Here is a 23,491-nt window from a genome sequence, read left to right as displayed (position 1 = left end):
CTATGTGTCTGAACTCTTCTGTTACCTATGTGGTTGATCCCTTCATGCTCCTACGTCCGGCCCGCTCGCTGAGGCTCGGGGTTCCTTCGCTGCGGGATCGATCCGGGGGGCAGCGCCTACGGTTTGCTTCGCTGCACCTCCTCTCGCTGTGTTTGGCTGCGCCAAACGGTCGCTGCGCTCCCACCCCCGGCTCAATCCCTCCACTCAGCCTTCCGATGTCGCCCGTGGATCAAGATCAAAAGCGGTACTCGAGCTAACGTTCATCGTGTTGAGTGGTGAGGAGCAAGAGCGGTGCGGGTTCTGCTCTTGCTCTTGTGTGGGANGCGGTGCGGGTTCTGCTCTTGCTCTTGTGTGGGAGCCAGCCTGCTGGCGATGGCGGCCTGACAGCCGACCAATTTCTAAACTGATGGCACCCGATTCCACTGTGGGAGCATGCTTGCCAGCGATGGCGGCCTGACAGCCGACCAGTTTCTAAACTGATGGCACCCGATTCCACTGTGGGAGCTGGCTTGCCAGCGATGGCGGCCTGACAGCCGACCAGTTTCTAAACTGATGGTACCCGATTCCACTGTGGGAGCTGGCTTGCCAGCGATGGCGGCCTGGCAGCCGACCAATTTCTAACGGATGGCACCCGATCCCACTGTGGGAGCTGGCTTGCCAGCGATGACGGTCTGACAGCCGACCAATCTCTAACTGATGAGACCTGATCTCACTGTGGGAGCATGCTTGCTCGCAAAAGCAGTCTGCCAGGCACCATGAGTTTCAGGCTGGCAATAAAAAGCCCGGACGCTTTCGCCGTCCGGGCTTTAAAAGTCAAAGGATCGCATCCTGCGGCCGCGCCTGCACGAAGTCATTCTTTCAACGGATGTTGAGGTGGGCTTGCCCGGAATTGCAGTGAGCCGGCTTCAGTCGGTCTCACCCGGGTCATGGTGAAAGTCCCCTTGGGCTTCAGACGATAGCGATTACTTTTGAACAAGGCCTCGAATGATCCGGTAGCGATGTCCGTTTCAGGGTCATATTTGATGCTGAGGGTCGCCGAGTCGGCGTCTATCGTAGCCATTCCGATGAATCCCGGTGGCGCAGGGATCCAATGGCTGTGTACACATGTCAGCCCTTGGTCGAGGTGATAAACACCTGTGAGAGTCTCATCGGATTGGTAGGGCAGAGTCATGGAGAAAGCAAAATAGTTTTCATCGTCGAAATTCCCTGTTCCACCGCTTATGGCCCAATAAAACTCCCCCAAAAACTCGCCTAGATAGAAGGAGCTGAATTCCGCTGTTTTCTGTTTGTCGCCCAATCTCCATTGAAACTGGTCATCGCGCACCGGTGGCGTTTTCGGAAGAAAAATAGCGTGAGTGGTCATTGTTAAACCTGCCTTTTCGAGTAAGAGGAGGTGTTACAACCGACTGCAATTACGGTTTCTCTTGATACCCGCTCGAACAGGTAGGCGTCTACTGTCAGATCTGACAGGTAGCACAGCAATAAAAAACCCGGAAGCTTTCGCTGTCCGGGTTTTCAGATGAAGCGGTGATCTTGCCTTTAGCGGTTAAACCGCTCCACCAACGAATACTGCGTATTCGCCGTCTTGGTCAGCTCTTCACTCAGCAGCGCCGAGTTATGCGCCTGTTCCGAGGTCTGGTCCGCCAGTTCCGAAATGTTGCTGATGTTGCGGCTGATCTCCTCAGCCACTGCACTTTGCTCTTCGGTCGCGGCGGCGATCTGGGTGGTCATGTCGGTGATGTTGGCCACCGCTTCGCTGATGCCGACCAGGGCCTGATCCGCTTCCAGTACCCGCGCTACACCTTCTTCCGCCTGACGATGCCCGGCTTCCATGGTCTGTACGGCACTCGAAGCGGTCTGTTGCAGCTTGGCGATCAGGGCGTGGATCTGGCCGGTGGATTCGCTGGTGCGTTGTGCCAGTTGGCGGACTTCGTCGGCGACCACGGCAAAACCACGGCCCATCTCGCCGGCACGTGCGGCTTCAATCGCAGCGTTGAGCGCGAGCAGGTTGGTCTGGTCGGCGATGCCTTTGATCACGTCGACCACGCCGCCGATTTCGTCGCTGTCCTTGGCCAGTTGCGTGACGGTCAGGCCGGTTTCCCCGACGACGACCGACAGGCGCTGGATGGCTTCGCGGGTTTCCCCGGCGATGTCGCGACCGCGACCGGTCAGGCGGTTGGCTTCTTGTGTCGCGTCAGCAGTGCGCTGTACGTGGCTGGCCACTTCCTGGGTGGTGGCGGCCATCTGGTTGACGGCGGTGGCGACCTGTTCGGTTTCCACGCGCTGACGTTCCAGACCGCTGGAGCTGTTGTGCGCCAGGGCGTCGGACTGTTTGGCCTGATCGGTCAGGTGCTCGGCGGTGTCCTGCAGACGGGTCAGGCAGGTTTTCAGGCGCGCTTCCTGGCTGAGGATCGACATTTCCAGACGCGCCTGCGCGCCACGGCTGTCGGTGTACATCTGCGCGATCAGCGGGTCGGAGGTGGTCTGTTCGGCCAGGCGCAGCAGGCGCTTGAGTCCGCGTTGCTGCCATTGCAGGCCCATCAGGCCCAGTGGTACCGACAAACCGGCCGCGAGGGCAAAGCCCCAGTGCGAGTTCAGCGTCGCGCCGATCACGAAGCTCAGCTGGCTGACCAGAATGAACGGCAACCAGTCCTGCAGCACCGGCAGCCATTTGTCGCTGGAAGGGATCGCCGACTTGCCCTGGTTGATGCGTTGGTAGAGCGCTTCGGCACGGCGGATCTGTTCGGCGGTGGGTTTGATCCGCACCGACTCGTAACCGACCACCTGATTGCCGTCGAACACCGGTGTCACGTAGGCGTTCACCCAGTAGTGGTCACCGGATTTACAGCGGTTCTTGACAATGCCCATCCATGGCAAGCCTTGTTTCAGTGTGCCCCACATGTGCGAAAACACCGCCGCCGGCACGTCGGGGTGACGGACCAGGTTGTGCGGCGCACGGATCAGTTCTTCACGCGAAAACCCGCTGATTTCGACGAAAGCGTCGTTGCAGTAGGTGATCACGCCCTTGGCGTCGGTTGTGGAAATCAACCGCTGCTGAGCCGGGAAAGTCCGTTCGCGTTGTGTAATGGGCTGGTTGTTACGCATGGTTTTTCAATCCGCAAGGCTTTGAAAGGTTGTCGGCGCTGTCAGGAAATTATTGAAGTTTTTTTTCAGATATCAGCACGGCGTCGCAAAACCGCGCTTGCTTCAACCGGCGAGCATCGGATAGGTGAACAGCGCAAAATGCAGCAGGTTCAGCCCAAAGTGCGTGGCGATCGCCGCCGCAAGCCCACCAAAGCGGTAGGCCAGACCATAGCCGACACCCGCCAGTCCCGCCAGCAACACCCAGTGCCATCCCGCGCCCAGATGCGCCAGGGCAAAGATCAGCGACGCCAGCAGCAGGGCGAGGTTGTCGCCGTGCGGCAGGTGCTTGAACAGGCGGCTCAAACCGCCCTGTATATAGCCGCGAAACAGCGCCTCCTCGACCAGCGTCACCAACAGCAGATTGTTCAGCAGCCACAGCCACGCCTGATCAGGCCACTTCGGTGCCCAGGCAATCATCCCGAATAACAGTGCGCCACCCAGGGCCAGGGTTGCGCTCAACATCAGGCCGAGGACGCTGGCGAATACCGTCAGACGCAGCGAGCGGGCGGCGACGATCCACGGGCAGGCCAAAAGCAGCCAGAAGCCGATCAGCGGTTTGTCCAGATTCAGGTACATCGCGAACGGCACGGCGTCATCGGTGAAACGCATCTTCGCGATGGCCCGACCGTTGTCGAACCCCGGCAACCAGTGCAGCGCCAGTGACAGGGCGAGGAAAACAAACACAGCGTGGCCCAGCAACCGCGCCACCGGCACCAGCTGTTGGCGCACGGCGAAACCGGCCACCAGCAACAGTCCGAAGGAGATCAGCGCAAGCCAGCCGAGTTGGCCAAAGCTCAACGCCAGTCCGTAACCAAGGCTGAGAAGCCCGAGATAGAGCCATGGCAAAGCTGTCATGGAAAGTCCTTGTGCACGATTTGTGGACAGGCTTTCTACACGGGTGGGGACGAGGGTACAAGTGAAGTTGAGGCGAGAAACCGGGACAACATGCAGACCTTTGGCTGACGCAAAAAAATGTGGGAGCTGGCTTGCCAGCGATGAGGCTTGTACAGCCGACATCTTCATCGCCTGATGTACCGCCATCGCTGGCAAGCCAGCTCCCACAGGGATTCGTGCAAGGCTGAAAGATCAGTGCAGGTTCAATTTCACCGCCGCGCGCTCGGTGATTTCAGTGCGCAACTTCAACGACGGAGCTGCACGCTTGCGGGCTTCTTCAACAACCGCACTCGGCGCCGTATCAGGACTGCCCGAATTGAACGGCGGCGCCGGCGCATATTCCAGTTGCAACTGAATCAACTGCGCCGCCTCGGCCCCTACCAGTTCAGCCGCCAGCACCAACGCAAAGTCGATGCCTGCGGTAATGCCGCCACCGGTAAACAGATTGCCGTCGCGTACCACCCGGTCCTGCACCGCAATCGCGCCGAGTTTCGGCAGCAGTTCGTGATAGGCCCAGTGGGTGGTCGCACGTTTGCCTTTCAGCAGTCCCGCCGCGCCCAGCACCAGCGAACCGGTGCAAACCGACGTTACATACCTGGCCTGCGCCGCCTGACGCCTGATGAACTCCAACGTCTGCTCATCTTCCATCAGCGGCCCGACCCCGGCGCCGCCGGGTATGCAGATCACATCCAGATTCGGGCAGTCCTCGAAGGTGGTGGTCGGTTTCAACAGCAGGCCGGTGCTGGCGGTGATCGGCACCAGATCTTTCCAGATCAGATGCACCTGCACGTCCGGCAGCGAGGCCAGTACGTCATAGGGACCGGTCAGGTCGAGTTGCTGCACCTGCGGAAACAACAGAAAACCGATCTGCAACGTCATGAATTCATCTCCGTGAAAAGGGCTGGACGGCTTCACTGTAGGCGCGTAGGTTTTGGCGCATACGCCAATCAGCCCACGAATTACGCCAAATGTCGAAAACCATCCACGTTCTCGCGTTCGCCAATGTGCAATTGCTCGATGTCACGGGCCCGTTGCAAGTATTCGCTTCGGCCAACGATATCGCCCGCCAGCAGGGTTTGCCTGCGCCTTACGCGCCAACGGTCATCGCCAGCGGCGGCGGGGCGGTGAACGCTTCCGCCGGGTTGGCGATGCTGGCCGAGCCGCTGCCGAATCAGCCCAGCGATACCCTGATCATCGCCGGTGGCTGGGGCGTTTACGCGGCTGCCGAAGACGCTGAATTGGTGAGCTGGGTGCGTGAACATGCCGGTGGATGCCGGCGTGTTGCCTCGGTTTGCACCGGCGCGTTTCTGCTGGCGGCCAGCGGCTGGCTCGACGGTCGCCGGGTCGTCACCCACTGGACGCGCTGCGAACAACTGGCGCGGCAGCACCCGCAATTGCAGGTCGAGCCCAATCCGATCTTCATCAACGACGGCCCGGTCTGGACCTCGGCGGGCGTCACCGCCGGCATCGACCTCGCGCTGGCCATGGTCGAAGACGACCTCGGTCGCGACATGGCCCTGGACGTCGCCCGACAATTGGTGGTGTTCCTCAAGCGCCCGGGCGGGCAGTCGCAATTCAGCGTGACGTTGTCACTGCAAAAACAAGGCAACCGTTTCGATGATTTGCACGCCTGGATCGCCGAAAACCTCACCTGCGACCTCGGCGTCCCGACCCTGGCCGAACAGGCCGGGATGAGCGAACGCAGTTTCATCCGCCACTACCGCGCCGACACCGGCCAGACCCCCGCCCGCGCCATCGAACTGATCCGCGTCGAAACCGCCCGGCGCCTGCTCAGTGACACCGGGCTGCCGGTGAAACGCATTGCGGCCAACTGCGGGTTTGGCAGTGAAGAAACCTTGCGCCGCAGTTTTCTGCGGACCATGGGCGTGACGCCGCAGGCGTATCGGGAACGGTTTTCGGTCAGTGCTGCAGCAGATCAAGTAACGCCTTGAGGGTTTGCTGGGGCGCCTCTTCGGGGATGTTGTGGCCGACGCCGTGCAGCACGCGCCTTTCATACGGGCCGGTGAAGTGTGCAATGTCTTGATCTTCTGCCGGTGCCGGACCGACCCCGTCATCGGCACCGCACAGGGAGATAGTCGGCACGCTGATCGGCGGTTGTTTGATCAACGCGTCTTCCATCCATTGCAGTGCCGGATCGCCTGCGGCATAAATGAAGCGATGACGGTAGGAATGAATCACCACGTCCACGAAGTCAGGGTTGTCGAAGGCCGGAGCGCTCAGCGGATAACGTTCGGCGTTGCGTGCCCAGGTCGGTGACCACAAGCTCCAGAGCAGTTCACAGAGCGCCCGCCGGTTTTGCGTCAGGCCCGCGACGCCTCGAGGCGTGTGGAAATAGTACTGGTACCAATAGCGATGCTCGGACTCGGGATCCAGCGGCCGGGTCGAATTGGCGATGTCCTGCACGTTATAACCATCCCCCGTCACCAACCCGAGTACCCGCTCGGGAAACAGCGCCGCAACGATGCACGCTGCACGACCGCCCCAGTCGTAACCGCAAAGCGTTGCACGTTCGATACCCAGTGCGTTCATCAACTCCAGCAAATCCTGAGCGAGGGCCGCTTGCTGGCCGGAGCGCAGTGTTTCGGGGTGGTTGAAGCGAGTCGGCCCGTAACCGCGCAGATACGGGACGATCACCCGATAACCGTGGGCCGCGAGGGCGGGGGCGATTTCATCGTACGCCCGAGGCGAGTAGGGGAAGCCATGCAGCAAGATGACCGCGTCGCCAGTGGACGGGCCGTGCTGTTCAAAGGCAACGGTCAGGCTCGGTGTCAATACGCATTGAATGTCAGACACGGCAGACTCCACAGCAATGGGCGTCAGGCAACACTAGACCATTCCGTTGTGGCGAGGGAGCTTGCTCCCGCAGGCCTGCGCAGCAGGTATGGGGTCGCTTCGCAACCCGGCGGGAGCAAGCTCCCTCGCCACAGGTGAAGCGTCACTTGCCGGGGTTGCTTCTCCTTAAGCCTCGGCTTCCGCCACCTGATTGAAATACTTCGTCCGATCCGGGGTAAACGTCACCCGCATCTTCGTCCGCGAGCAGGTCATCGAGCGTTCTTCACTCAGATCAATATCCAGGTCTTCGCCACGCAATCCTTGCCACTGCGCCAGGTATTTCAGCGAGCCGTATTTTTCGTTTTTCTTCAGGCTGCGGCTGACGCCACCTTTCCAGCCGAGTACTGGCAGTTCACCGGCGAGGCATTGTTGCGCGAGGTCGGGGAAGCGGCTGGCGCGCTGGCGGCCGATTTCCCAGCATTTGATCAGGCCTTTGTCGGCGGCTTCCCACAGTTGGGTGCGGGTCAGGCCGCTGCGCAGGGGCGTGGCGATAGGACGGTGGACGTGCTGGGTCATTCTGGTTCCTTGAATTCGGGTTTTATTGGACAGCTCCGCTGTGCCCGTTGCGGTGGATGGTAGGGGTGGATGTAACAGCTGGCAACAAGGTATTTCGGGGTGTAAGTGCAAGTTGCGGGGGAGGGAATGTGTAGGAATCGTTGAGTGGATGTAGGCATCGAGGTAGGCAACCTGTGGCGAGGGAGCTTGCTCCCGCTCGGCTGCGCAGCAGTCGCAAAGTCAGGCAATGCGGTCCCTCAGGACAAATGGGGCGCGGGGTTTGGGGCCGCTTCGCGACCCGGCGGGAGCAAGCTCCCTCGCCACAAAGGGAATTATTCTGCTGATGGCTGCGTAGGACCTGGCCTGGTAAAGCACAGTTTTGTGGAATATGTCCTACAGAAAGTGGCGAGCTTTACGGCTGCCACTCACTCTTTTCCCCACTCAAACGCCGATCGAGAAAACTCGCCGCACTGATCAACGCCAGATGCGTCAGCGCCTGCGGGGTGTTGCCCAGGTGCCGGCCATGGCTGTCGAACTCTTCGGCGTATAACCCTAGCGGGTTCGCATAACGCAGCAATTGCTCGAATTCCAGATGGGCCTTTTCCACCTGACCGGCCCGGGCCAGGCATTCGACGTACCAGAACGAGCAGGCGGCAAAGGCGCCTTCGGTGCCGGTCAAACCGTCAATGTTGGCGTCATCGTTGCGATAGCGATAAACCATGCCGTCGCGCACCAGCGTCTTTTCGATCGCTTCAAGGGTCGACAGCCAGCGCGGGTCCTTGGCGCTGACGAAGCGCACCAGCGGCATCAGCAGCATCGAACCGTCGAGCGCGGTGCCGCCCTTGTACTGGACGAAATGCCCGCGCTCCTCATTCCAGAAGTTGTCCCAGATGTCGGCGTAGATCGCCTGCCGGGTCTGATCCCACTGGACGAACGGCGCCGGCAGCGAGCGTTTCGAGGCCAGGCGGATGGCCCGGTCAAGCGCCACCCAACACATCAGTCGCGAGTGCAAGAAGTGATGCTGCTCACCGCGCATTTCCCAAATACCTACATCGGTTGTCTGCCAGGTCTCACACACCTGATCGACTACTTCGCGCACGTGTTTCCAGCCCTGGTGGGAAATCGCGTCGCCGTACTTGTTGACCAGGTACACCGCGTCCATCAGTTCGCCAAAGATATCGAGCTGAATCTGATCGTACGCGCCATTGCCGATGCGCACCGGTTGCGCGCCACCATGACCGGAAAGGTGCGTGAGTTCGGTTTCCGGCAGCTCCTGGCGACCGTCGATCGCATAGAGGATGTTGAGTTTGGTCGAATGACCCTGACAATCGCTGACCCGCCCACGCAGCCAGCCCATGTAGGCGTTGGCCTCGTCGACAAAGCCCAGGCGCATGAACGCGTAGACGGTGAAGGAGGCGTCGCGGATCCAGGTGTAGCGATAATCCCAGTTGCGCTCGCCGCCGGGGGTTTCCGGCAGGCCAAAGGTGGCGGCGGCGAGGATCGCGCCGTGCTTGCGCGAGGTCAGCAACTTCAGCGCCAGTGCCGAACGATTGACCATCTCCCGCCAACGCCCGCGGTAGTTGGACTGGCCGATCCAGTCACGCCAGAACTTCAACGTGCGCTCCAGGCACATTTTCGCGCCGTCATCCTTGAAACGCGGATCGTCGGCGCCACCGAGAACAAATTCGGCGTGCTGATCCTGTTTCAAACTGAAGGAGGCAACGGCCGACTCGCCATCGATGTGCAACGCCTGATCCGCCACCAGCCGCAGTGAGGGCTGACCCTCGGCGCTGAAAATCACCGATTGTTGATCCATCTGCGCGCGGGTGTTGGCACGCGCGTAGTCATGGCGCACCGCGCAGCGCATGTGAAAGGTCGCTTCACCGCTGACCACCCGCACCCGGCGCATCAGCAGCGGCAGGTCATCGACACTGTCGCCGATCGGCAGCAGATCGGTGATTTCCACTACGGCCTGTTCGCTGAGCCAGCGCGTCTGCAGCACGTTGGTGTCGGGCAGGTAGATCTGCTCGCGCCGGGCATCGGGCAAGTCCGGGGCGAGCTGGAAAATCCCCGCCTCGGGCGTGTCGAGCAGCGAACAGAAGATCGACGGGCTGTCGAATTCCGGCCAGCAGAAAAAATCCACGCTGCCCTTGTCGTTGACCAGTGCGGCACTGCGCAGGTCGCCGATGATGCCGTGGGCGTCGATCGGGCTTTGTCGTTCAGGATGATGCTCAGCCATTGCCACGAAACTCCGGATAAAGACTCATGCCGCCGTCGATGAACAGGGTGGTGCCGACGATGTAGTCGGCGGCGTCGGAAGCGAGAAACACCACCGCGTTGGCGATGTCCTCGACATCGCCAACGCGACCGTAGGGGATCAGCTCCAGCAGCTTTTCACCGGCGGCGCCTTCGGTGGCTTCTTTGTTGATTGCCGTGCGAATCGCCCCCGGCGCGATGCCGTTGATACGGATGCGCTGCTGGCTGACTTCCTGGGCGAGGGTCTGCATCAACTGATCGACGCCGCCCTTGGACGCCGCATAGTTGACGTGCCCGGCCCAAGGGATGCGCTGATGCACCGAACTCATGTGAATGATCTTGCCGGCGGCGCGGGACACGCCTTCACGCACGCCCTGACGGTTGAAAATCCGCAACGCGGCGCGGGCGCAGAGAAACTGGCCGGTGAGGTTGACGCCGATCACCGTGTTCCAGTCTTCCAGAGTCATGTCCACCGCAGCGGCATCCTTTTGCAGACCGGAATTGGCCACCAGAATGTCCAGCGCACCAAAGGCTTCGAGGGTCTCGGCGAACAGCCGTTCGACTTGGTCTTCCTTGGAAATATCGGCGCCGATGGCCAGCGCCTGACCGCCGTCGGCGATGATTTGCTGCGCCAGCGCTTCAGCAGGTTCGGCCTGACGGTGGTAATTGATGACGACGGCGGCGCCGGCAGCGGCCAGCGCTTTGGCGGCGGCATGGCCGATGCCGGAACTGGCGCCGGTGACCAGTGCTACTTGGCGGGCGAGGGAAATCTGCATGCTCGAAATGCCTGGGTTAAGGGCTCAGTCAGCTGACCCATGGCGAGCTGCGAGAGTTCATCCGCATGCATGAAAAGATCGACACGTTCAGACGTGATAGCGGCCGCTGTGCCGGTGCCATTCAAGACTGCCGGAGACCCAGCTTTTTATGCCGGTCAGAAAACGCTGCAGCAGCGGCGATGCATCCGGCAGCACGGCTTGTTCCGCCGCTTCATACAGGTGCACGATTTCGTCATGAACGTGCGCGCACTTGATCATCGCTTGTCGGGGCGTGCAATTGTGTTCGCGAGCCAGTAACAGCGGCAGATTGAAATCGCCGATTGCGGCCTGATTTTCCTTGTGTGCGGAATACAGATCGTTGGCGACGATCGTGGCGCTGGCGGCCAGCGTGGTCACGCGCCGCACGGCAGGGGCGCTGTAGATGTGTGCTGGCAGTTCGTATCCGCCGATCACGTCGATCAATGACATGCAGGGTAAAAAACTGTTGGTCTGGCGTTGAGCGAGGTATTCCCAGATGGGTGGGGTCAATCCTTCCAGACGCCAGGCCGCTTCGGCAGTCATGGTGACAAACATGGCGATGATTTCGTGGCGTACCCTGGCCACTTGTACGGAAGATGCGAATGCCTGAACGCGGTCCATATAGGCGCGAAGCGCAACCAGTACCGGGTCACTGTTCAGTGCCTGATCAAGACCGCAACGAAAGCGAGAGGGCAGGTGCGCCGGCTCCAGTGCGGCCAGCGCCAGCGAAAGTCGGGGCCCTACCAGGCGCGGTTCGGAGCCGGTTCGCTCGTCATCACAGTAGTAATCATCCACGGCAAACAGGGCGGCGATGCACTGTGCCGAAAGCAGCAGGCGATCGGGATCGTGAGTGTCGGTATGGCAAAGCATGGCGAAGCGACCGAACCCCATGGCACGGACCTTTTCGAGTTGTCCGGCAAATATGCCGACCTCCTTGATCCATGGCATGAGCCGATCCTCGACAGCCTCGGCCAGCGCCGTATCAACCCGAAACGGCGCCGGACAATACAACGGCGGGACGGCCCAGGGTGATCTTGCCTTTTTCCCAAAAGCATCAGGCATTGATCGTGCCGCTGACGCATCGCGGGCGGCCTCGAACCATTGCCTTACACCCCCTGTCCCGAACTGCTCGAACATCCGGCGAAACCAGATCGTGAACTGCTCGGGTGCCTGTTCGATCCGTTCGGTGATCTCCTCCAGCGACAGCCACTCCCAACTTTCGACTTCCTCGGGATTGGCTACCGGATCGAGCTGGCTGAGGCCGGCAAACACATGGTCAAATTCATGCTCGATCAGTTGATTGGACATTTGCTCGTAATAGAGCATCGAGGCGACTTTCTTCAGTTTGCACGTCGTGCCCATTTCCTCCTGCAGTCGACGCAGGGCAGCGGCGGCCGTGCGTTCGCCGGGGCGAGGATGCCCGCAGCACGTGTTGGTCCATAATCCGCCGGAATGATATTTGCCCAACGCGCGTTGCTGCATCAGCATCCGACCTTGTGAGTCAAAGAGCAGAATCGAAAATGCGCGATGGCGCAGTCCCTGATGATGCACCTTCATCTTTGAGGCTACACCGGTCTGGCGATCCTTGGGCGATACCAGAATAAGCTGTTCTTCCATGGCAAGGCTCCTTGGCGCGTGCGCTATGGGATAGTGCTCAAGAGCAGTTGCCCGTTCATTCAGGAGCGGTACGCCATTGAGTCAAAGCCTCATGAGAACTGCAATCGCATGAAAAGGCACCTGTAAAACCTGACAGGTGTGCGCGATTTTCGACTATTGGTTATGTGATTCCTGACGTCGGCGGCAATGCCATTGGTCTTGGGAAGAGATCCTGGGAGAGTGCCTGGAATCGCAAGGTGTTGAGTTTCGCGCCTTCACATTCCACCAACAATTCCCCGCTTCCACGCTCATCAACCTTTATGGCAACTTGGCGGCCCCTGATGAGGCTGTACCCATGGCAAACCCCTACCGCGAATTATTCACCGCCCCCGGCGCCCGTGCCTTTGTTCTGGCCGGGATGATCGCGCGCATGCCGATTTCCATGACCGGCATCGGCGTGATCACCATGCTCTCGCAACTCAAGGGCGGGTACGCACTGGCCGGTGCAGTGGCGGCGACGTTTGCCCTGGCCACGGCGTTTTGTGCACCGCAGGTGTCGCGGCTGGTGGATCGTTACGGCCAGGGCAACGTGCTGCCGTTGTCGGCGTTGATCGGTGGCGGGGCGCTGTTGATGTTGCTGTTGTGCACGCGTTTGCAGGCGCCGACCTGGACGCTGTTCATCTTCGCCGCGCTGGCCGGGTGCATGCCGAGCATGTCAGCGATGGTGCGTGCGCGCTGGACCGAGATCTATCGTGGCCAGCCGCAATTGCAGACCGCCTATGCGCTGGAATCGGTACTCGATGAAGTCTGTTTCATCGTCGGCCCGCCGCTGTCGGTGGGTTTATGCGTGGTGGCGTTTCCCGAGGCCGGGCCGTTGGCCGCGCTGTTGGCGCTGGCGATCGGGGTGACGGCGTTTGTCGCCCAGCGCAGCACCGAACCGGCGGTGCACCCGCAGGAGTCGCAGCATCAGGGTTCGATCATTCGCTCGACCGACGTGCAATGGCTGCTGGCGTTGATGCTCGCCATGGGCGTCATCGTCGGTGTGGTCGATGTGGTCAGCGTCGCCTTCGCCCAGCAGCAGGGTCAGCCGGCGGCGGCGAGCATCGTGTTGTCGGTGTACGCCATCGGTTCGTGTCTGGCCGGTATCGCCTTCGGCGCGATGCGTTCGAAACTACCGTTGCCGCGTCTGTTCCTGTATGGCGGCGTGGCGACGGCGGTGACCACGCTGCCGTTGTTGCTGGCGAGCAATATTGTCAGCTTGTCGCTGGCGGTGTTTGTCGCGGGATTGTTCTTCTCGCCGACGCTGATTGTGGCGATGGCGTTGATCGAGCGCATCGTGCCGCCGGCCAAGCTGACTGAAGGCCTGACCTGGCTGGTGACCGGATTGAGCATCGGCGTGGCGATTGGCGCCGCCGGCTCCGGCGCGCTGGTGGATGCGTTTGGCGCACGCAGCGGATTCTGGCTGGCGATTGCGGCGGGGGCGGTGGTGTTGGCCTCGGCATTTCAGAGTTATCGGCACCTGAAATAAGCCGGCCATCGCGGGCTGTTGTGGTGAGGGAGCTTGCTCCCGCTCGATTGCGCAGCAATCGCAAACCAGTCGTCCCGATTTCAGAAATCATTGAGACTCAGAGCTTGGGACCGCTTCGCAGTCCAGCGGGAGCAAGCTCCCTCGCCACAGTTATCGATACCTTCAGGCGTTTGGTGGTGTCGGTTACCAACCCCGTCCCGAATTCACCCAGAAATTCACCGACAGTGACGTCGACACCGATTCCACCTGATGGAACCAGCCCTCCGGCAGAAACAGCAGATCCCCGGCTTCCAGCGTCACGCGCAGGAACGTCACATCGCGTGCTGCAGGAAAGCGCTGGTAGTCCGGCGCGTCGGGGTTGAAGTCGCAGCCATCCAGGCCACCCTTTGGCGCGGTCGACCAGGTGCCCAGCGCTTCGCGGTGATGCGGGGCGGCGAGGGTGAACTGCTTCTGGCCCCAGACCTGCGCGAACAAATTATCGGTGTCGTCGCGGTGCAGCGGCGTCAGCGTGCCTTTGGGGCCGATCCAGATGCGTGGCGGGATGAACAGCGAGGCATCGAAGTAGGGCGGGTACTTGATCTGCTGCAGCAATTGCGCCGGCAGGATGTTGTTGCCCATGTAGGCCGGTGGTTCGCCGTCAGCCCTTTTGACTGCCGGTTGGTCGAGTGAGGCAATGAACTCGGCCATGGACGTCGAGCGGAAATCACGTTCGGTGGAAAAGGTCTTCTTCACGTAATCGCCGTGGCGGGTGATTCCCTGCAGTTCAGCGAAATGCACCAGCGATTCTTCGCGACTGAGCTTGAACAGCGGCCAGTCCTGCAGTGCATTGCTGATCACCACCGGGATGCCGTTGGGCAAATACTTGCTTTTGAATTCGCTGACCGACAAATCATTGCGCGCATGGCGCTCGATGCGGGTCTGCACCGGCAGCCCGGCGGTGAGTTGTTCGCTGAAGCGTGGCGGGGTCGGGTAGCGCTTGTTCATGTCGACCTTTTGCGCCACGGCTCCACCGTGCATCGCATGCTCGATGATCTGCGGCAGCAGCGTCGCCAGGCCCATGTTGCCGCCGATTTTCAGGCGTCCGCTGGCGAACAGTTCTTCGACATTGACCCGGCCGCCCATGATCCCGAGAAAATCACTCTCGGCGACTTCAATGGTCACGTCGGGGCTGGGGTGGCGACCGGGCGCGGTGCGACTGCTGGCCTTGACCTCCGACCAGTAGGCCTGCTGCGGGCCAAACACGAATTGGAAAACGCCTTCGATGCCGACGGCACCGGCGTTGGCGAACAACTTGCCCAGGATGCTCTGCAGGTCCACGGTGAATCCTCGTTATTGGTTTTGGCCTGAACAGTTAACGAGCGCCTGTTGACGCAATTTACCGGCGCGCGACTAATTTGCCGGGGGCGTAATCCGTTTCTCTCTACAGACAAATTTTTCGAGGAAAAGCCGGGTGAACAAGCTGACCCTGCTGTGCCTGCCGTACTCCGGGGCCAGCGCCATGGTCTATAGCCGCTGGCGGCCAAAACTGCCGCAATGGCTGCAACTGCAACCGGTGGAACTGCCGGGGCGCGGTGCACGTTTCGACGAGCCGCTGCACACGGATATGCGGGCGCTGGCGATGCAACTGGCCAAGGAATTGCGGCCCAATCTCAAAGCGCCGTATGCGGTGTTCGGCCATAGCCTGGGCGCGCTGCTGGCCTGCGAAATCGCTCACGCGCTGCGCGCATTGGGCTGTCCGGAACCGGTGGCGCTGTTTGCCTCGGGCACGGCGGCGCCGACGATGCGCGCCGATTACGATCGCGGTTTTGCCGAGCCGAAAACCGACGCCGAACTGATCGATCAATTGCGCACACTCAACGGCACCAGCGAAGAAGTGCTGGCTAATGCCGAGCTGATGAGCCTGACCCTGCCGATATTGCGCGCCGACTTTCTGCTCTGCGGCAAATTCGAGCCGTTGTCGCGGCCGTTGCTCAACTGCCCGGTGCACGTGCTGGGCGGCAAGGCGGATCGCGCGACCACCGAACAACTGATCGGCTGGAGCAAGGAAACCCGTGGCAGCTTTTCAGTGGACATGCTCGCCGGCGGGCACTTTTTCATTCATGAGCATGAAGCCAAAGTGCTCAAGGTGATCAAGGATCAACTGGAAGGACATCATCGCCGGCACAGCCTGGCCATCACCGCCTGATCCGCTCCCTGTAGGAGCTGCGGCACGCTGCGATCTTTTGATCCTGATCTTTAAAATCAAAAGATCGCAGCGTGCCGCAGCTCCTACAGGGTTGTGCGATACGACAGAAATTCCCCGCTCTACCTCCCGCCTGACACTTGTTCTCATTCGCTAATTTTTCCGGTCTGCATTCGTTTTATAGGGACGACGTGCCTTTGTGCTTCCTGCCTACTGATCCGGATGCTGAGAAATGAATGCTGAAGACTCCTTGAAACTTGCTCGCCGGTTTATCGGGTTGCCCCTGGAAAAGCGCCAGATGTTCCTCGCGGCCCTGCACAAGGAGGGCGTGGATTTCGCGCGGTTCCCGATACCCGCCGGCATCGCAGCCGAGGATCGTCAAGCGCTGTCCTACGCGCAGCGACGCATGTGGTTCCTGTGGCAACTCGACCCGCAGAGCGGCGCCTACAACCTGCCCGGTGCGGTGCGGCTCAACGGGCGGCTGAACCTGACCGCACTGGAGCAAGCCTTCGCCAGTCTGGTGGAGCGTCACGAAACCCTGCGCACGGTGTTCCAGCGTCAGGCCGATGACAGCCTGCTGCAAGTGCCGGCTTCGGCGCCGCTACTGATTACCCGGGAAGACTTCAGCGCTCTGTCGGCCAGTGGGCGTGAACAGGCGGTGATCGATGCCGCCGAACAGCAGTCGCTGCTGCCATTCGATCTGGCGGTCGGCCCGTTGCTGCGCGTGACCTTGCTCAAGCTGGCCGAGCAGGAACACGTGCTGCTGCTGACCCTGCACCACATCGTGTCCGATGGCTGGTCGATGAACGTGTTGATCGACGAGTTCATCCGTTGCTACGACGCGTTCGACGCCGGTCAGGCGCCGCAATTGCCGCCACTGCCGATCCAGTACAGCGACTATGCGCTGTGGCAACGCCGCTGGCTGGAGGCCGGTGAGCAGGCGCGTCAGCTCGACTATTGGCAGGCGCAACTGGGCGACGAACACCCGGTGCTGGAGCTGCCACTGGATCATTCGCGCCCGGCGATGCCGAGCTATCGCGGCGCTCGTTACGAATTCGCGGTCGACGGCCAACTCGCCGAGCAACTGCGCAGCGCGGCGCAACAGCATCAGGTCACCGTGTTCATGTTCCTGCTCGGCGCCTTCAATGCGCTGCTGCACCGTTACACCGGGCAGACCGACCTGCGGGTCGGCGTGCCGATCGCCAACCGCAATCGCGGCGAGATCGAAGGCCTGATCGGCTTCTTCGTCAATACCCAGGTGCTGCGCACGCAACTGCACGGTCAGACCCGGGTCGACGAACTGTTGCGGGCGGTCAAGGAAACCGCGCTGGGTGCGCAGGCGCATCAGGATCTGCCGTTCGAGCAACTGGTCGAAGCGCTGAAGCTGGAACGCAGCCTCAGCCACACGCCGCTGTTCCAGGTGATGTACAACCACCAGCCGCACGTGGCCGATATCGCCACCCTCCGCACCGCATCCGGCCTGCAACTCGACAGCCTCGACTGGCAGAGCCGCACCACCCAGTTCGACCTGACGCTGGACACCTGGGAGCAGGGCGGCAAGCTGCATGCCGCGCTGACCTACGCCAGCGACCTGTTCGCTGCACCGACCATCGAACGCATGGCGCGGCACTGGCTGCGCTTGTTGACGGCGATGGTCGCTGATCCGTCGCAGCGCATTGGTGAGTTGCCGCTGCTGGAGGCTGACGAGCAGCGCACGCTGGTGCACGACTGGAACAACGTCCACGCGCAGTACCCGAGCGACACGCCGATTCACCAACTGATCGAAGCGCAGGTCGCGCGTACGCCGCAGGCCCCGGCACTGCTGTTCGGCGAACAGACGCTGAGCTACGCCGAGCTGGATGCGCGGGCCAATCGTCTGGCGCATCTGCTGCGCGAACAGGGCGTGCAGGCGGACAGTCTGGTTGGCGTCTGCGCCCTGCGTTCGGTGGAAATGGTCGTCGCGCTGCTGGCGATTCTCAAGGCCGGCGGCGCTTACGTGCCGCTGGATCCGGAATACCCGCAGGAGCGTCTGGCCTACATGATCGAGGACAGCGGCATTACTTTGCTGCTGACGCAACAGGCGCTGCTGGCAGCGCTGCCGACTGACGGCGTAAACGTCATCACCCTGGATCAGCCGGGGCTGCTCGACCGTTACAGCGATAGCCGTCCGGAGGTCAGCGTCGATCCGCTGAACCTGGCGTATGTGATTTACACCTCGGGTTCCACCGGCAAACCGAAGGGCGCCGGCAACAGCCACGCGGCGCTGGTCAACCGTTTGTGCTGGATGCAGGAGGCCTATGCGCTGGACGCCAGTGATTCGGTGCTGCAGAAAACCCCGTTCAGTTTCGACGTGTCGGTGTGGGAGTTTTTCTGGCCGCTGCTGACCGGCGCGCGGCTGGTGGTGGCCGCGCCGGGTGCGCACCGTGATCCGCTGCAACTGATCGATAGCATCAACCGTCACGGCATCAGCACGCTGCACTTTGTGCCGTCGATGTTGCAGGCGTTCATCCACGAGGCGGGCGTGGAAAGCTGCAGCGGTCTCAAGCGGATTGTCTGCAGCGGTGAAGCGTTGCCGCTGGATGCGCAGCTGCAAGTCTTCGCAAAACTGCCGAACGCCAGCCTCTACAACTTGTATGGCCCGACCGAAGCGGCCATCGACGTCACTCACTGGACCTGTGTCGATGAAGGCGCGGACAGCGTGCCGATCGGCCGGCCGATCGCCAACCTGCGCACCCATGTCCTCGATGCCGAATTGCTGCCGGTGCCGAGCGGTGTCGCCGGTGAGCTGTATCTGGGCGGCGCCGGGCTGGCGCGCAGTTATCACCAGCGCCCGGCGCTGACGGCCGAACGTTTTGTACCGTGCCCGTTCCATGACGGTGCGCGCCTGTACCGCACCGGCGACCGTGTGCGGCAGCGTGCCGACGGCGTGATCGAATACCTCGGGCGTCTCGACCACCAGGTAAAGTTGCGCGGTTTGCGCATTGAGTTGGGTGAAATCGAGACCCGCCTGATGCAGCACTCGCTGGTGCGTGAGGCGGTGGTGCTGGTGCAGGGCGGCAAGCATCTGGTTGCTTATCTGGTGCTGGAAAACCCGCAGGCAGACGAGCAATGGCAGCAAGAGGTCAAGGCGTGGCTGCTCGGCAGTCTGCCGGAGTTCATGGTGCCGACCTACCTGATCACCCTCGACAAATTGCCGGTCACCGCCAACGGCAAACTCGACCGCAAGGCCTTGCCGCAACCGGATGCCGCGCCACAACAGGCATTCGTGGCGCCACAGGACGCCATGCAGAAAGCCCTCGCGGCGATCTGGGAAGCTGTGCTCGGCCTCGACCGCGTTGGCCTCGACGACAACTTCTTCGAGCTGGGCGGCGATTCGATCATCTCGATTCAAGTGGTCAGCCGTGCGCGGCAGGCCGGGATCCGTATCAGCCCGCGTGACCTGTTCCAGTATCAGACCGTGCGCAGTCTGGCGCTGGTCGCGAGCCACGATCATCTGTCTTCGGTGGATCAGGGGCCGGTGACCGGTGACGCCGTGCTCGGGCCGATTCAGCAGGATTTCTTCAGCCGGGCGATGCCGGTGCGCGAGCACTGGAACCAGTCGTTGCTGCTGACCCCGCGTGAGGCATTGAACGCGCAATGGCTCGATGCGGCGCTGACCCACCTGATCAATCACCACGACGCCTTGCGCCTGCGTTTTGTCGAAGGCACTGAAGGCTGGCAACAAAGCCACGGCCCGCTGCTGACCGGCGCTGAGCTGTGGCAACGCGATGCCGAATCTGCCGAACAGTTGCAGGCACTGTGCAACGAAGCGCAGCGCAGCCTCGACCTGCAAAACGGCCCGCTGTTGCGTGCGTTGTTGGTGACCATGGCTGACGGCTCGCAACGACTGGCACTGATTATTCATCACCTCGCGGTCGATGGCGTTTCCTGGCGGGTGCTGCTGGAAGATCTGCAGCAGGCCTACGAGCAGCTCGCGGCGGGCGGCGGCATTCAGTTACCGGCGAAGACCAGCGCGTTCCAGAGTTGGACCGCGCGTCTGGCGCAGGACGCATCGCGCTTCGATGACCAATTGAGCTATTGGAAAGCCCAGCATCAGGGCGCCGAGGATCTGCCGTGCGACCGCCCGGATGGCAGCCTGCACAATTTGCATGGCGAGAAAATTGAATGGCACCTCGACGCCGAGCGCACCCGCCAGTTGCTGCAACGGGCGCCGGCCGCCTATCGCACCCAAGTCAACGATCTGTTGCTCACCGCACTGGCGCGCACCATCAGTCGCTGGAGCCAGCAGCCGGGCACGCTGATCGAACTGGAAGGGCATGGCCGCGAAGACCTGTTCGATGACATTGACCTGACCCGCACCGTGGGCTGGTTCACCAGCCTGTTCGCGGTCAACCTGACTGCGAGCGAGGATCTCGACGGTTCGATCAAGGCGATCAAGGAGCAACTGCGCGCGGTGCCGGACAAGGGGCTGGGTTACGGCGTGCTACGGCATCTGGCCGCGCCGTCGGTGCGTGCTGAATTGGCCGGGTTGCCGCAACCGCGCATCACCTTCAATTACCTGGGCCAGTTCGACCGTCAGTTCGACGAGGCGGCGCTGTTCGTGCCGTCGGTTGAAACCAGCGGCGTGGCGCAGGATCCGTCGGCGCCGCTGGGCAACTGGCTGACCGTGGAAGGTCAGGTGTATGGCGGCGAACTGTCGATGAGCTGGGGCTTCAGCCGCGAGATGTTCGACAGCGCCACGGTGCAGCACCTGGTCGATCAATACGCCAGCGAATTGCAGGCGCTGATCGAACACTGCTGCACACTGCCCACCGCGCAAGCGACGCCGTCGGACTTCCCGCTGGCTCGGGTGACCCAAGCGCAACTGGATGCGCTGCCGGTGCCGGCCGTTCAGCTCGATGATGTCTATCCGCTGTCGCCGATGCAGCAGGGTTTGCTGTTCCATACCCTTTACGAGCAAGCGGCGGGTGAGTACATCAACCAATTGCGCGTTGACGTGCAGGGCCTTGACCCTGAGCGTTTCCGCGCCGCGTGGCAGGCCACCGTCGCTGCGCAGGACATTCTGCGCAGCGGTTTCGTCTGGCAGGGCGAACTGGCGCAACCGCTGCAGATCGTGCACAAACAGGTGCAGTTGCCGTTCAGCATTCTCGACTGGCGCGAGCGCGACGATCAGTCGGCAGCCCTTGCGGCGCTCGCCGATGCCGAGCGTCAGCAAGGGTTCGATCTGAGCCATGCACCGTTGCTGCGTCTGGTGCTGGTGCAGACCGCTGCCGAGCAATGGCACCTGATCTACACCCATCACCACATCCTGATGGACGGCTGGAGCAACTCGCAGTTGCTCGGCGAAGTGTTGCAGCGCTACAGCGGTCGCACCCCGGCCTATGGCGGCGGACGGTATCGCGATTACATCGCCTGGCTGCAGCGTCAGGACGCGCAGCTGAGCCAGGACTTCTGGAGCGGCCAATTGGCCGCGCTGCAAGAGCCGACCCGACTGGCCCGCGCCACTACCGGCGGCGAGCGCGCCAGCGGCCACGGCGACCATTACCTGACGCTGGACGTGCCGCGCACCCAGGCGCTGGAAGCGTTTGCCCGGCAGCAGAAAGTCACCGTCAACACCCTCGTGCAAGCTGCGTGGCTGCTGTTGTTGCAGCGCTACACCGGTCATGAGGCGGTGGCGTTCGGTGCGACCGTGGCCGGGCGTCCGGCGGATTTGCCGGGCATCGAGCAGCAGGTCGGCCTGTTCATCAACACTCTGCCGGTGATCGGCGCGCCGCGTCCGGACCAAAACGTTGGCCAATGGCTGCAAGCGGTGCAGGCGCAAAACCTCAGCCTGCGCGACTTCGAACACACGCCGCTGGCGGATATCCAGCGCTGGGCCGGGCAGGGCGGTGAGGCGCTGTTCGACAACATTCTGGTGTTCGAAAACTACCCGGTCGCCCAGGCGCTGAGCCAGGCCGGGCAGGGCCTGCAGTTCGGTGAGGTCGGCAACCTGGAGCAGACCCACTACGCCCTGAGCGTGGCGGTCACCCTCGGTCAGCAACTGGCGCTGCACTACAGCTTCGACCGCAGCCAGTTTGCCGGTGAAGTGATCGAAGGCATCAGTGCCCACCTGCTGCAATTGCTTGAGCAGTTTGCGCTGTCGGCCGAACGCAACCTTGGCGAAATCGCTCTGGCCAGCGCTGACGAGCATGCCCGCCAGCAAGCCGAGAACCAGCCGCAGCCTTACCCGGTGGAGATCGCTGTGCATCAGCGCATTGCTGCGCTGGCGGCCGAGCGTCCGCAGCGCACCGCGGTGATCTTCAACGGTCAGCACTTCAGTTATGGCGAGATCGAGCAGCGTGCCAATCAACTGGCTCACGCGCTGATCGCCCGTGGTGTCGGCGCCGAGACCCGGGTCGGCGTGGCCCTGCCACGCAGCGAGGCGGTGATCGTCGCGCTGCTGGCGGTGCTCAAGGCCGGCGGTGCCTATGTGCCGCTGGACACCAGTTACCCGCGTGAACGCCTGGCCTATCTGATCGAGGATTCAGGGCTGGCGCTGTTGCTCAGCGATTCGTCGGTGTCGGCGCAATTGCCGGTCGACGAGTCGGTGCCGTTGCTGGAACTGGATCGTCTCGACCTGCGCGAGTTGCCGAGCACGGCGCCTCAGGTGGCAGTCGATCCGCATAACCTCGCGTACGTGATCTACACCTCCGGTTCCACCGGCAATCCGAAAGGCGTCAGCGTTGCCCACGGCCCACTGGCGATGCATTGCCAGGCCATCGGTCAGCGCTACGAAATGCGCGACAGCGACTGCGAATTCCACTTCATGTCGTTCGCCTTCGACGGCGCCCACGAACGCTGGCTGACCAGCCTGACCCACGGGGCTTCGCTGCTGATTCGCGACGACACGCTGTGGACGCCGGAGCAGACCTACAACGCGATGATCGAACACGGCGTGAGCGTGGTTGCGTTCCCGCCGGTGTACCTGCAACAACTGGCCGAACACGCCGAGCGTGTCGGCAATCCGCCGAAGGTGCGGATCTATTGCTTCGGCGGCGATGCGGTGCCGAACGCCAGTTTCGAGCGGGTCAAACGCGCGCTCGATCCGGACTGCATCATCAACGGCTACGGCCCGACCGAAACCGTGGTCACCCCATTGATCTGGAAGGCTGGCCGTGAAGAGCCATGCGGCGCCGCTTACGCACCGATCGGCAGCCGGATCGGCGACCGCAGCGCCTACGTGCTCGACGCCGATCTGAACCTGTTGCCGCAAGGCATGGCCGGGGAGTTGTACCTCGGTGGCACCGGTTTGGCGCGGGGTTATCTGAACCGTCCGGGGCTGACCGCCGAGCGTTTTGTCGCCGATCCGTTCAGCGCCCATGGCGGCTTGCTGTATCGCACCGGTGACCTGGTGCGCCAGCGTGTCGACGGCACCTTTGACTATCTGGATCGCATCGACAATCAGGTGAAGATTCGCGGGTTCCGTATCGAACTGGGCGAAGTCGAAGCGGCGCTGCAAGCCCTCGACGGCGTGCGTGAAGCGGTGGTCGTGGCGCAGGAAGGCAGCGCCGGCAGTGGCAAGCGTCTGGTGGCCTACGTGGTCGGTGATTCAGCGAGTGCCGAGTTCACCGACCACCTGCGCGCGCAGCTCAAGGCCAGCCTGCCGGCGCACATGGTGCCGGCGTATGTCGTGCGTCTTGAGCGCATGCCGCTGACGCCGAACGGCAAGCTCGATCGCAAGAACCTGCCAAAACCGGACGTCAGCCAACT

The 23,491-nt window shown here is 62.0% G+C and carries 14 protein-coding genes (1 of these 14 cut by a window edge); 4 read left to right on the top strand and 10 right to left on the bottom strand.

Translation table 11 applies throughout. From position 1 onward, the window contains the following. Window positions 1-850: 850 nt before the first annotated feature. From B1722_RS26885 to inhA, 4 genes are all read right to left on the bottom strand, one after another. Window positions 851-1,363 carry a hypothetical protein gene (locus B1722_RS26885; RefSeq protein WP_041068223.1) on the bottom strand — a complete coding sequence of 171 codons (513 nt, stop codon included), beginning with the start codon at window positions 1,361-1,363 and terminating at the stop codon, window positions 851-853. A gap of 176 nt (window positions 1,364-1,539) precedes the next feature. After that, on the bottom strand, window positions 1,540-3,105 hold the full coding sequence (locus B1722_RS26880; protein ID WP_003223402.1) for a PAS domain-containing methyl-accepting chemotaxis protein: 1,566 nt from the start codon (window positions 3,103-3,105) through the stop codon (window positions 1,540-1,542). A 102-nt stretch (window positions 3,106-3,207) separates the two neighbouring features. Continuing rightward, window positions 3,208-3,999, bottom strand: a complete 792-nt coding sequence (locus tag B1722_RS26875) for a CPBP family intramembrane glutamic endopeptidase (protein ID WP_041068225.1) — start codon at window positions 3,997-3,999, stop codon at window positions 3,208-3,210. 231 nt (window positions 4,000-4,230) lie between these two features. Further along, on the bottom strand, window positions 4,231-4,917 hold the full coding sequence (gene inhA, locus B1722_RS26870; protein WP_041068227.1) for an isonitrile hydratase: 687 nt from the start codon (window positions 4,915-4,917) through the stop codon (window positions 4,231-4,233). An 89-nt stretch (window positions 4,918-5,006) separates the two neighbouring features. Here inhA and B1722_RS26865 point away from each other — a divergent pair, with 89 nt between their 5' ends. Next, window positions 5,007-5,990, top strand: coding sequence for a GlxA family transcriptional regulator (locus tag B1722_RS26865; RefSeq protein ID WP_041068229.1), 984 nt, complete (start codon window positions 5,007-5,009; stop codon window positions 5,988-5,990). On the opposite strand, the gene B1722_RS26860 is transcribed toward B1722_RS26865, so the two are convergent. The 5 genes from B1722_RS26860 to B1722_RS26840 all read right to left on the bottom strand — a co-directional run bounded on the left by B1722_RS26860 (window position 5,959) and on the right by B1722_RS26840 (window position 12,053). Continuing rightward, window positions 5,959-6,852, bottom strand: a complete 894-nt coding sequence (locus B1722_RS26860; protein ID WP_086794928.1) for an alpha/beta fold hydrolase — start codon at window positions 6,850-6,852, stop codon at window positions 5,959-5,961. The genes B1722_RS26865 and B1722_RS26860 overlap by 32 nt on opposite strands. A 165-nt stretch (window positions 6,853-7,017) precedes the next feature. Beyond that, window positions 7,018-7,407: a hypothetical protein gene (locus tag B1722_RS26855; protein ID WP_086794927.1), complete on the bottom strand. Its 390-nt coding sequence runs from the start codon at window positions 7,405-7,407 to the stop codon at window positions 7,018-7,020. A 391-nt stretch (window positions 7,408-7,798) separates the two neighbouring features. Then, a complete protein-coding gene (locus B1722_RS26850) occupies window positions 7,799-9,625 on the bottom strand; it encodes a glycoside hydrolase family 15 protein (protein WP_086794926.1) in 1,827 nt (608 codons plus the stop codon). Next, the gene (locus tag B1722_RS26845; RefSeq protein WP_041068237.1) at window positions 9,618-10,418 is read right to left on the bottom strand and encodes a glucose 1-dehydrogenase; all 801 of its coding nucleotides are present in this window, start codon (window positions 10,416-10,418) and stop codon (window positions 9,618-9,620) included. The genes B1722_RS26850 and B1722_RS26845 overlap by 8 nt, the downstream gene beginning before the upstream one ends. An 87-nt stretch (window positions 10,419-10,505) precedes the next feature. Beyond that, on the bottom strand, window positions 10,506-12,053 hold the full coding sequence (locus B1722_RS26840; protein ID WP_086794925.1) for a family 2 encapsulin nanocompartment cargo protein terpene cyclase: 1,548 nt from the start codon (window positions 12,051-12,053) through the stop codon (window positions 10,506-10,508). Window positions 12,054-12,387: 334 nt separating this feature from the next. Here B1722_RS26840 and B1722_RS26835 point away from each other — a divergent pair, with 334 nt between their 5' ends. Next, window positions 12,388-13,560 carry an MFS transporter gene (locus tag B1722_RS26835; protein WP_086794924.1) on the top strand — a complete coding sequence of 391 codons (1,173 nt, stop codon included), beginning with the start codon at window positions 12,388-12,390 and terminating at the stop codon, window positions 13,558-13,560. A 183-nt stretch (window positions 13,561-13,743) separates the two neighbouring features. Here B1722_RS26835 and B1722_RS26830 read toward each other — a convergent pair whose 3' ends face one another. Next, window positions 13,744-14,877 carry a cupin-like domain-containing protein gene (locus tag B1722_RS26830; protein ID WP_086794923.1) on the bottom strand — a complete coding sequence of 378 codons (1,134 nt, stop codon included), beginning with the start codon at window positions 14,875-14,877 and terminating at the stop codon, window positions 13,744-13,746. 133 nt (window positions 14,878-15,010) lie between these two features. On the opposite strand from B1722_RS26830, the gene B1722_RS26825 reads away from it, so the two are divergent. Next, the gene (locus B1722_RS26825; protein ID WP_086794922.1) at window positions 15,011-15,745 is read left to right on the top strand and encodes a thioesterase II family protein; all 735 of its coding nucleotides are present in this window, start codon (window positions 15,011-15,013) and stop codon (window positions 15,743-15,745) included. A gap of 229 nt (window positions 15,746-15,974) precedes the next feature. Continuing rightward, a protein-coding gene (locus B1722_RS26820; RefSeq protein ID WP_086794921.1) for a non-ribosomal peptide synthetase crosses the window boundary here: on the top strand, window positions 15,975-23,491 show its 5' portion. 4,804 nt of this gene lie beyond the right edge of the window; 7,517 of the gene's 12,321 nt are visible here — the first part of the coding sequence; its start codon is at window positions 15,975-15,977; its stop codon lies beyond the right edge, outside the window.

It is taken from the genome of Pseudomonas sp. SCPG-7 (assembly GCF_002156405.1).
GTDB classification, from domain to species: Bacteria; Pseudomonadota; Gammaproteobacteria; order Pseudomonadales; family Pseudomonadaceae; genus Aquipseudomonas; species Aquipseudomonas parakoreensis.
The sequence above is the reverse complement of the archived record's forward strand: the minus strand, read 5'-3'. Positions and strand labels throughout refer to the sequence as shown.

Coding starts and splice junctions, on each gene's coding strand:
- B1722_RS26885 (WP_041068223.1), bottom strand. CDS start 1,363: ATGACCACTCACGCTATTTTTCTTCCGAAAACGCCACCGGTGCGCGAT.
- B1722_RS26845 (WP_041068237.1), bottom strand. CDS start 10,418: ATGCAGATTTCCCTCGCCCGCCAAGTAGCACTGGTCACCGGCGCCAGT.
- B1722_RS26850 (WP_086794926.1), bottom strand. CDS start 9,625: ATGGCTGAGCATCATCCTGAACGACAAAGCCCGATCGACGCCCACGGC.
- B1722_RS26840 (WP_086794925.1), bottom strand. CDS start 12,053: ATGGAAGAACAGCTTATTCTGGTATCGCCCAAGGATCGCCAGACCGGT.
- inhA (WP_041068227.1), bottom strand. CDS start 4,917: ATGACGTTGCAGATCGGTTTTCTGTTGTTTCCGCAGGTGCAGCAACTC.
- B1722_RS26865 (WP_041068229.1), top strand. CDS start 5,007: ATGTCGAAAACCATCCACGTTCTCGCGTTCGCCAATGTGCAATTGCTC.
- B1722_RS26835 (WP_086794924.1), top strand. CDS start 12,388: ATGGCAAACCCCTACCGCGAATTATTCACCGCCCCCGGCGCCCGTGCC.
- B1722_RS26880 (WP_003223402.1), bottom strand. CDS start 3,105: ATGCGTAACAACCAGCCCATTACACAACGCGAACGGACTTTCCCGGCT.
- B1722_RS26875 (WP_041068225.1), bottom strand. CDS start 3,999: ATGACAGCTTTGCCATGGCTCTATCTCGGGCTTCTCAGCCTTGGTTAC.
- B1722_RS26855 (WP_086794927.1), bottom strand. CDS start 7,407: ATGACCCAGCACGTCCACCGTCCTATCGCCACGCCCCTGCGCAGCGGC.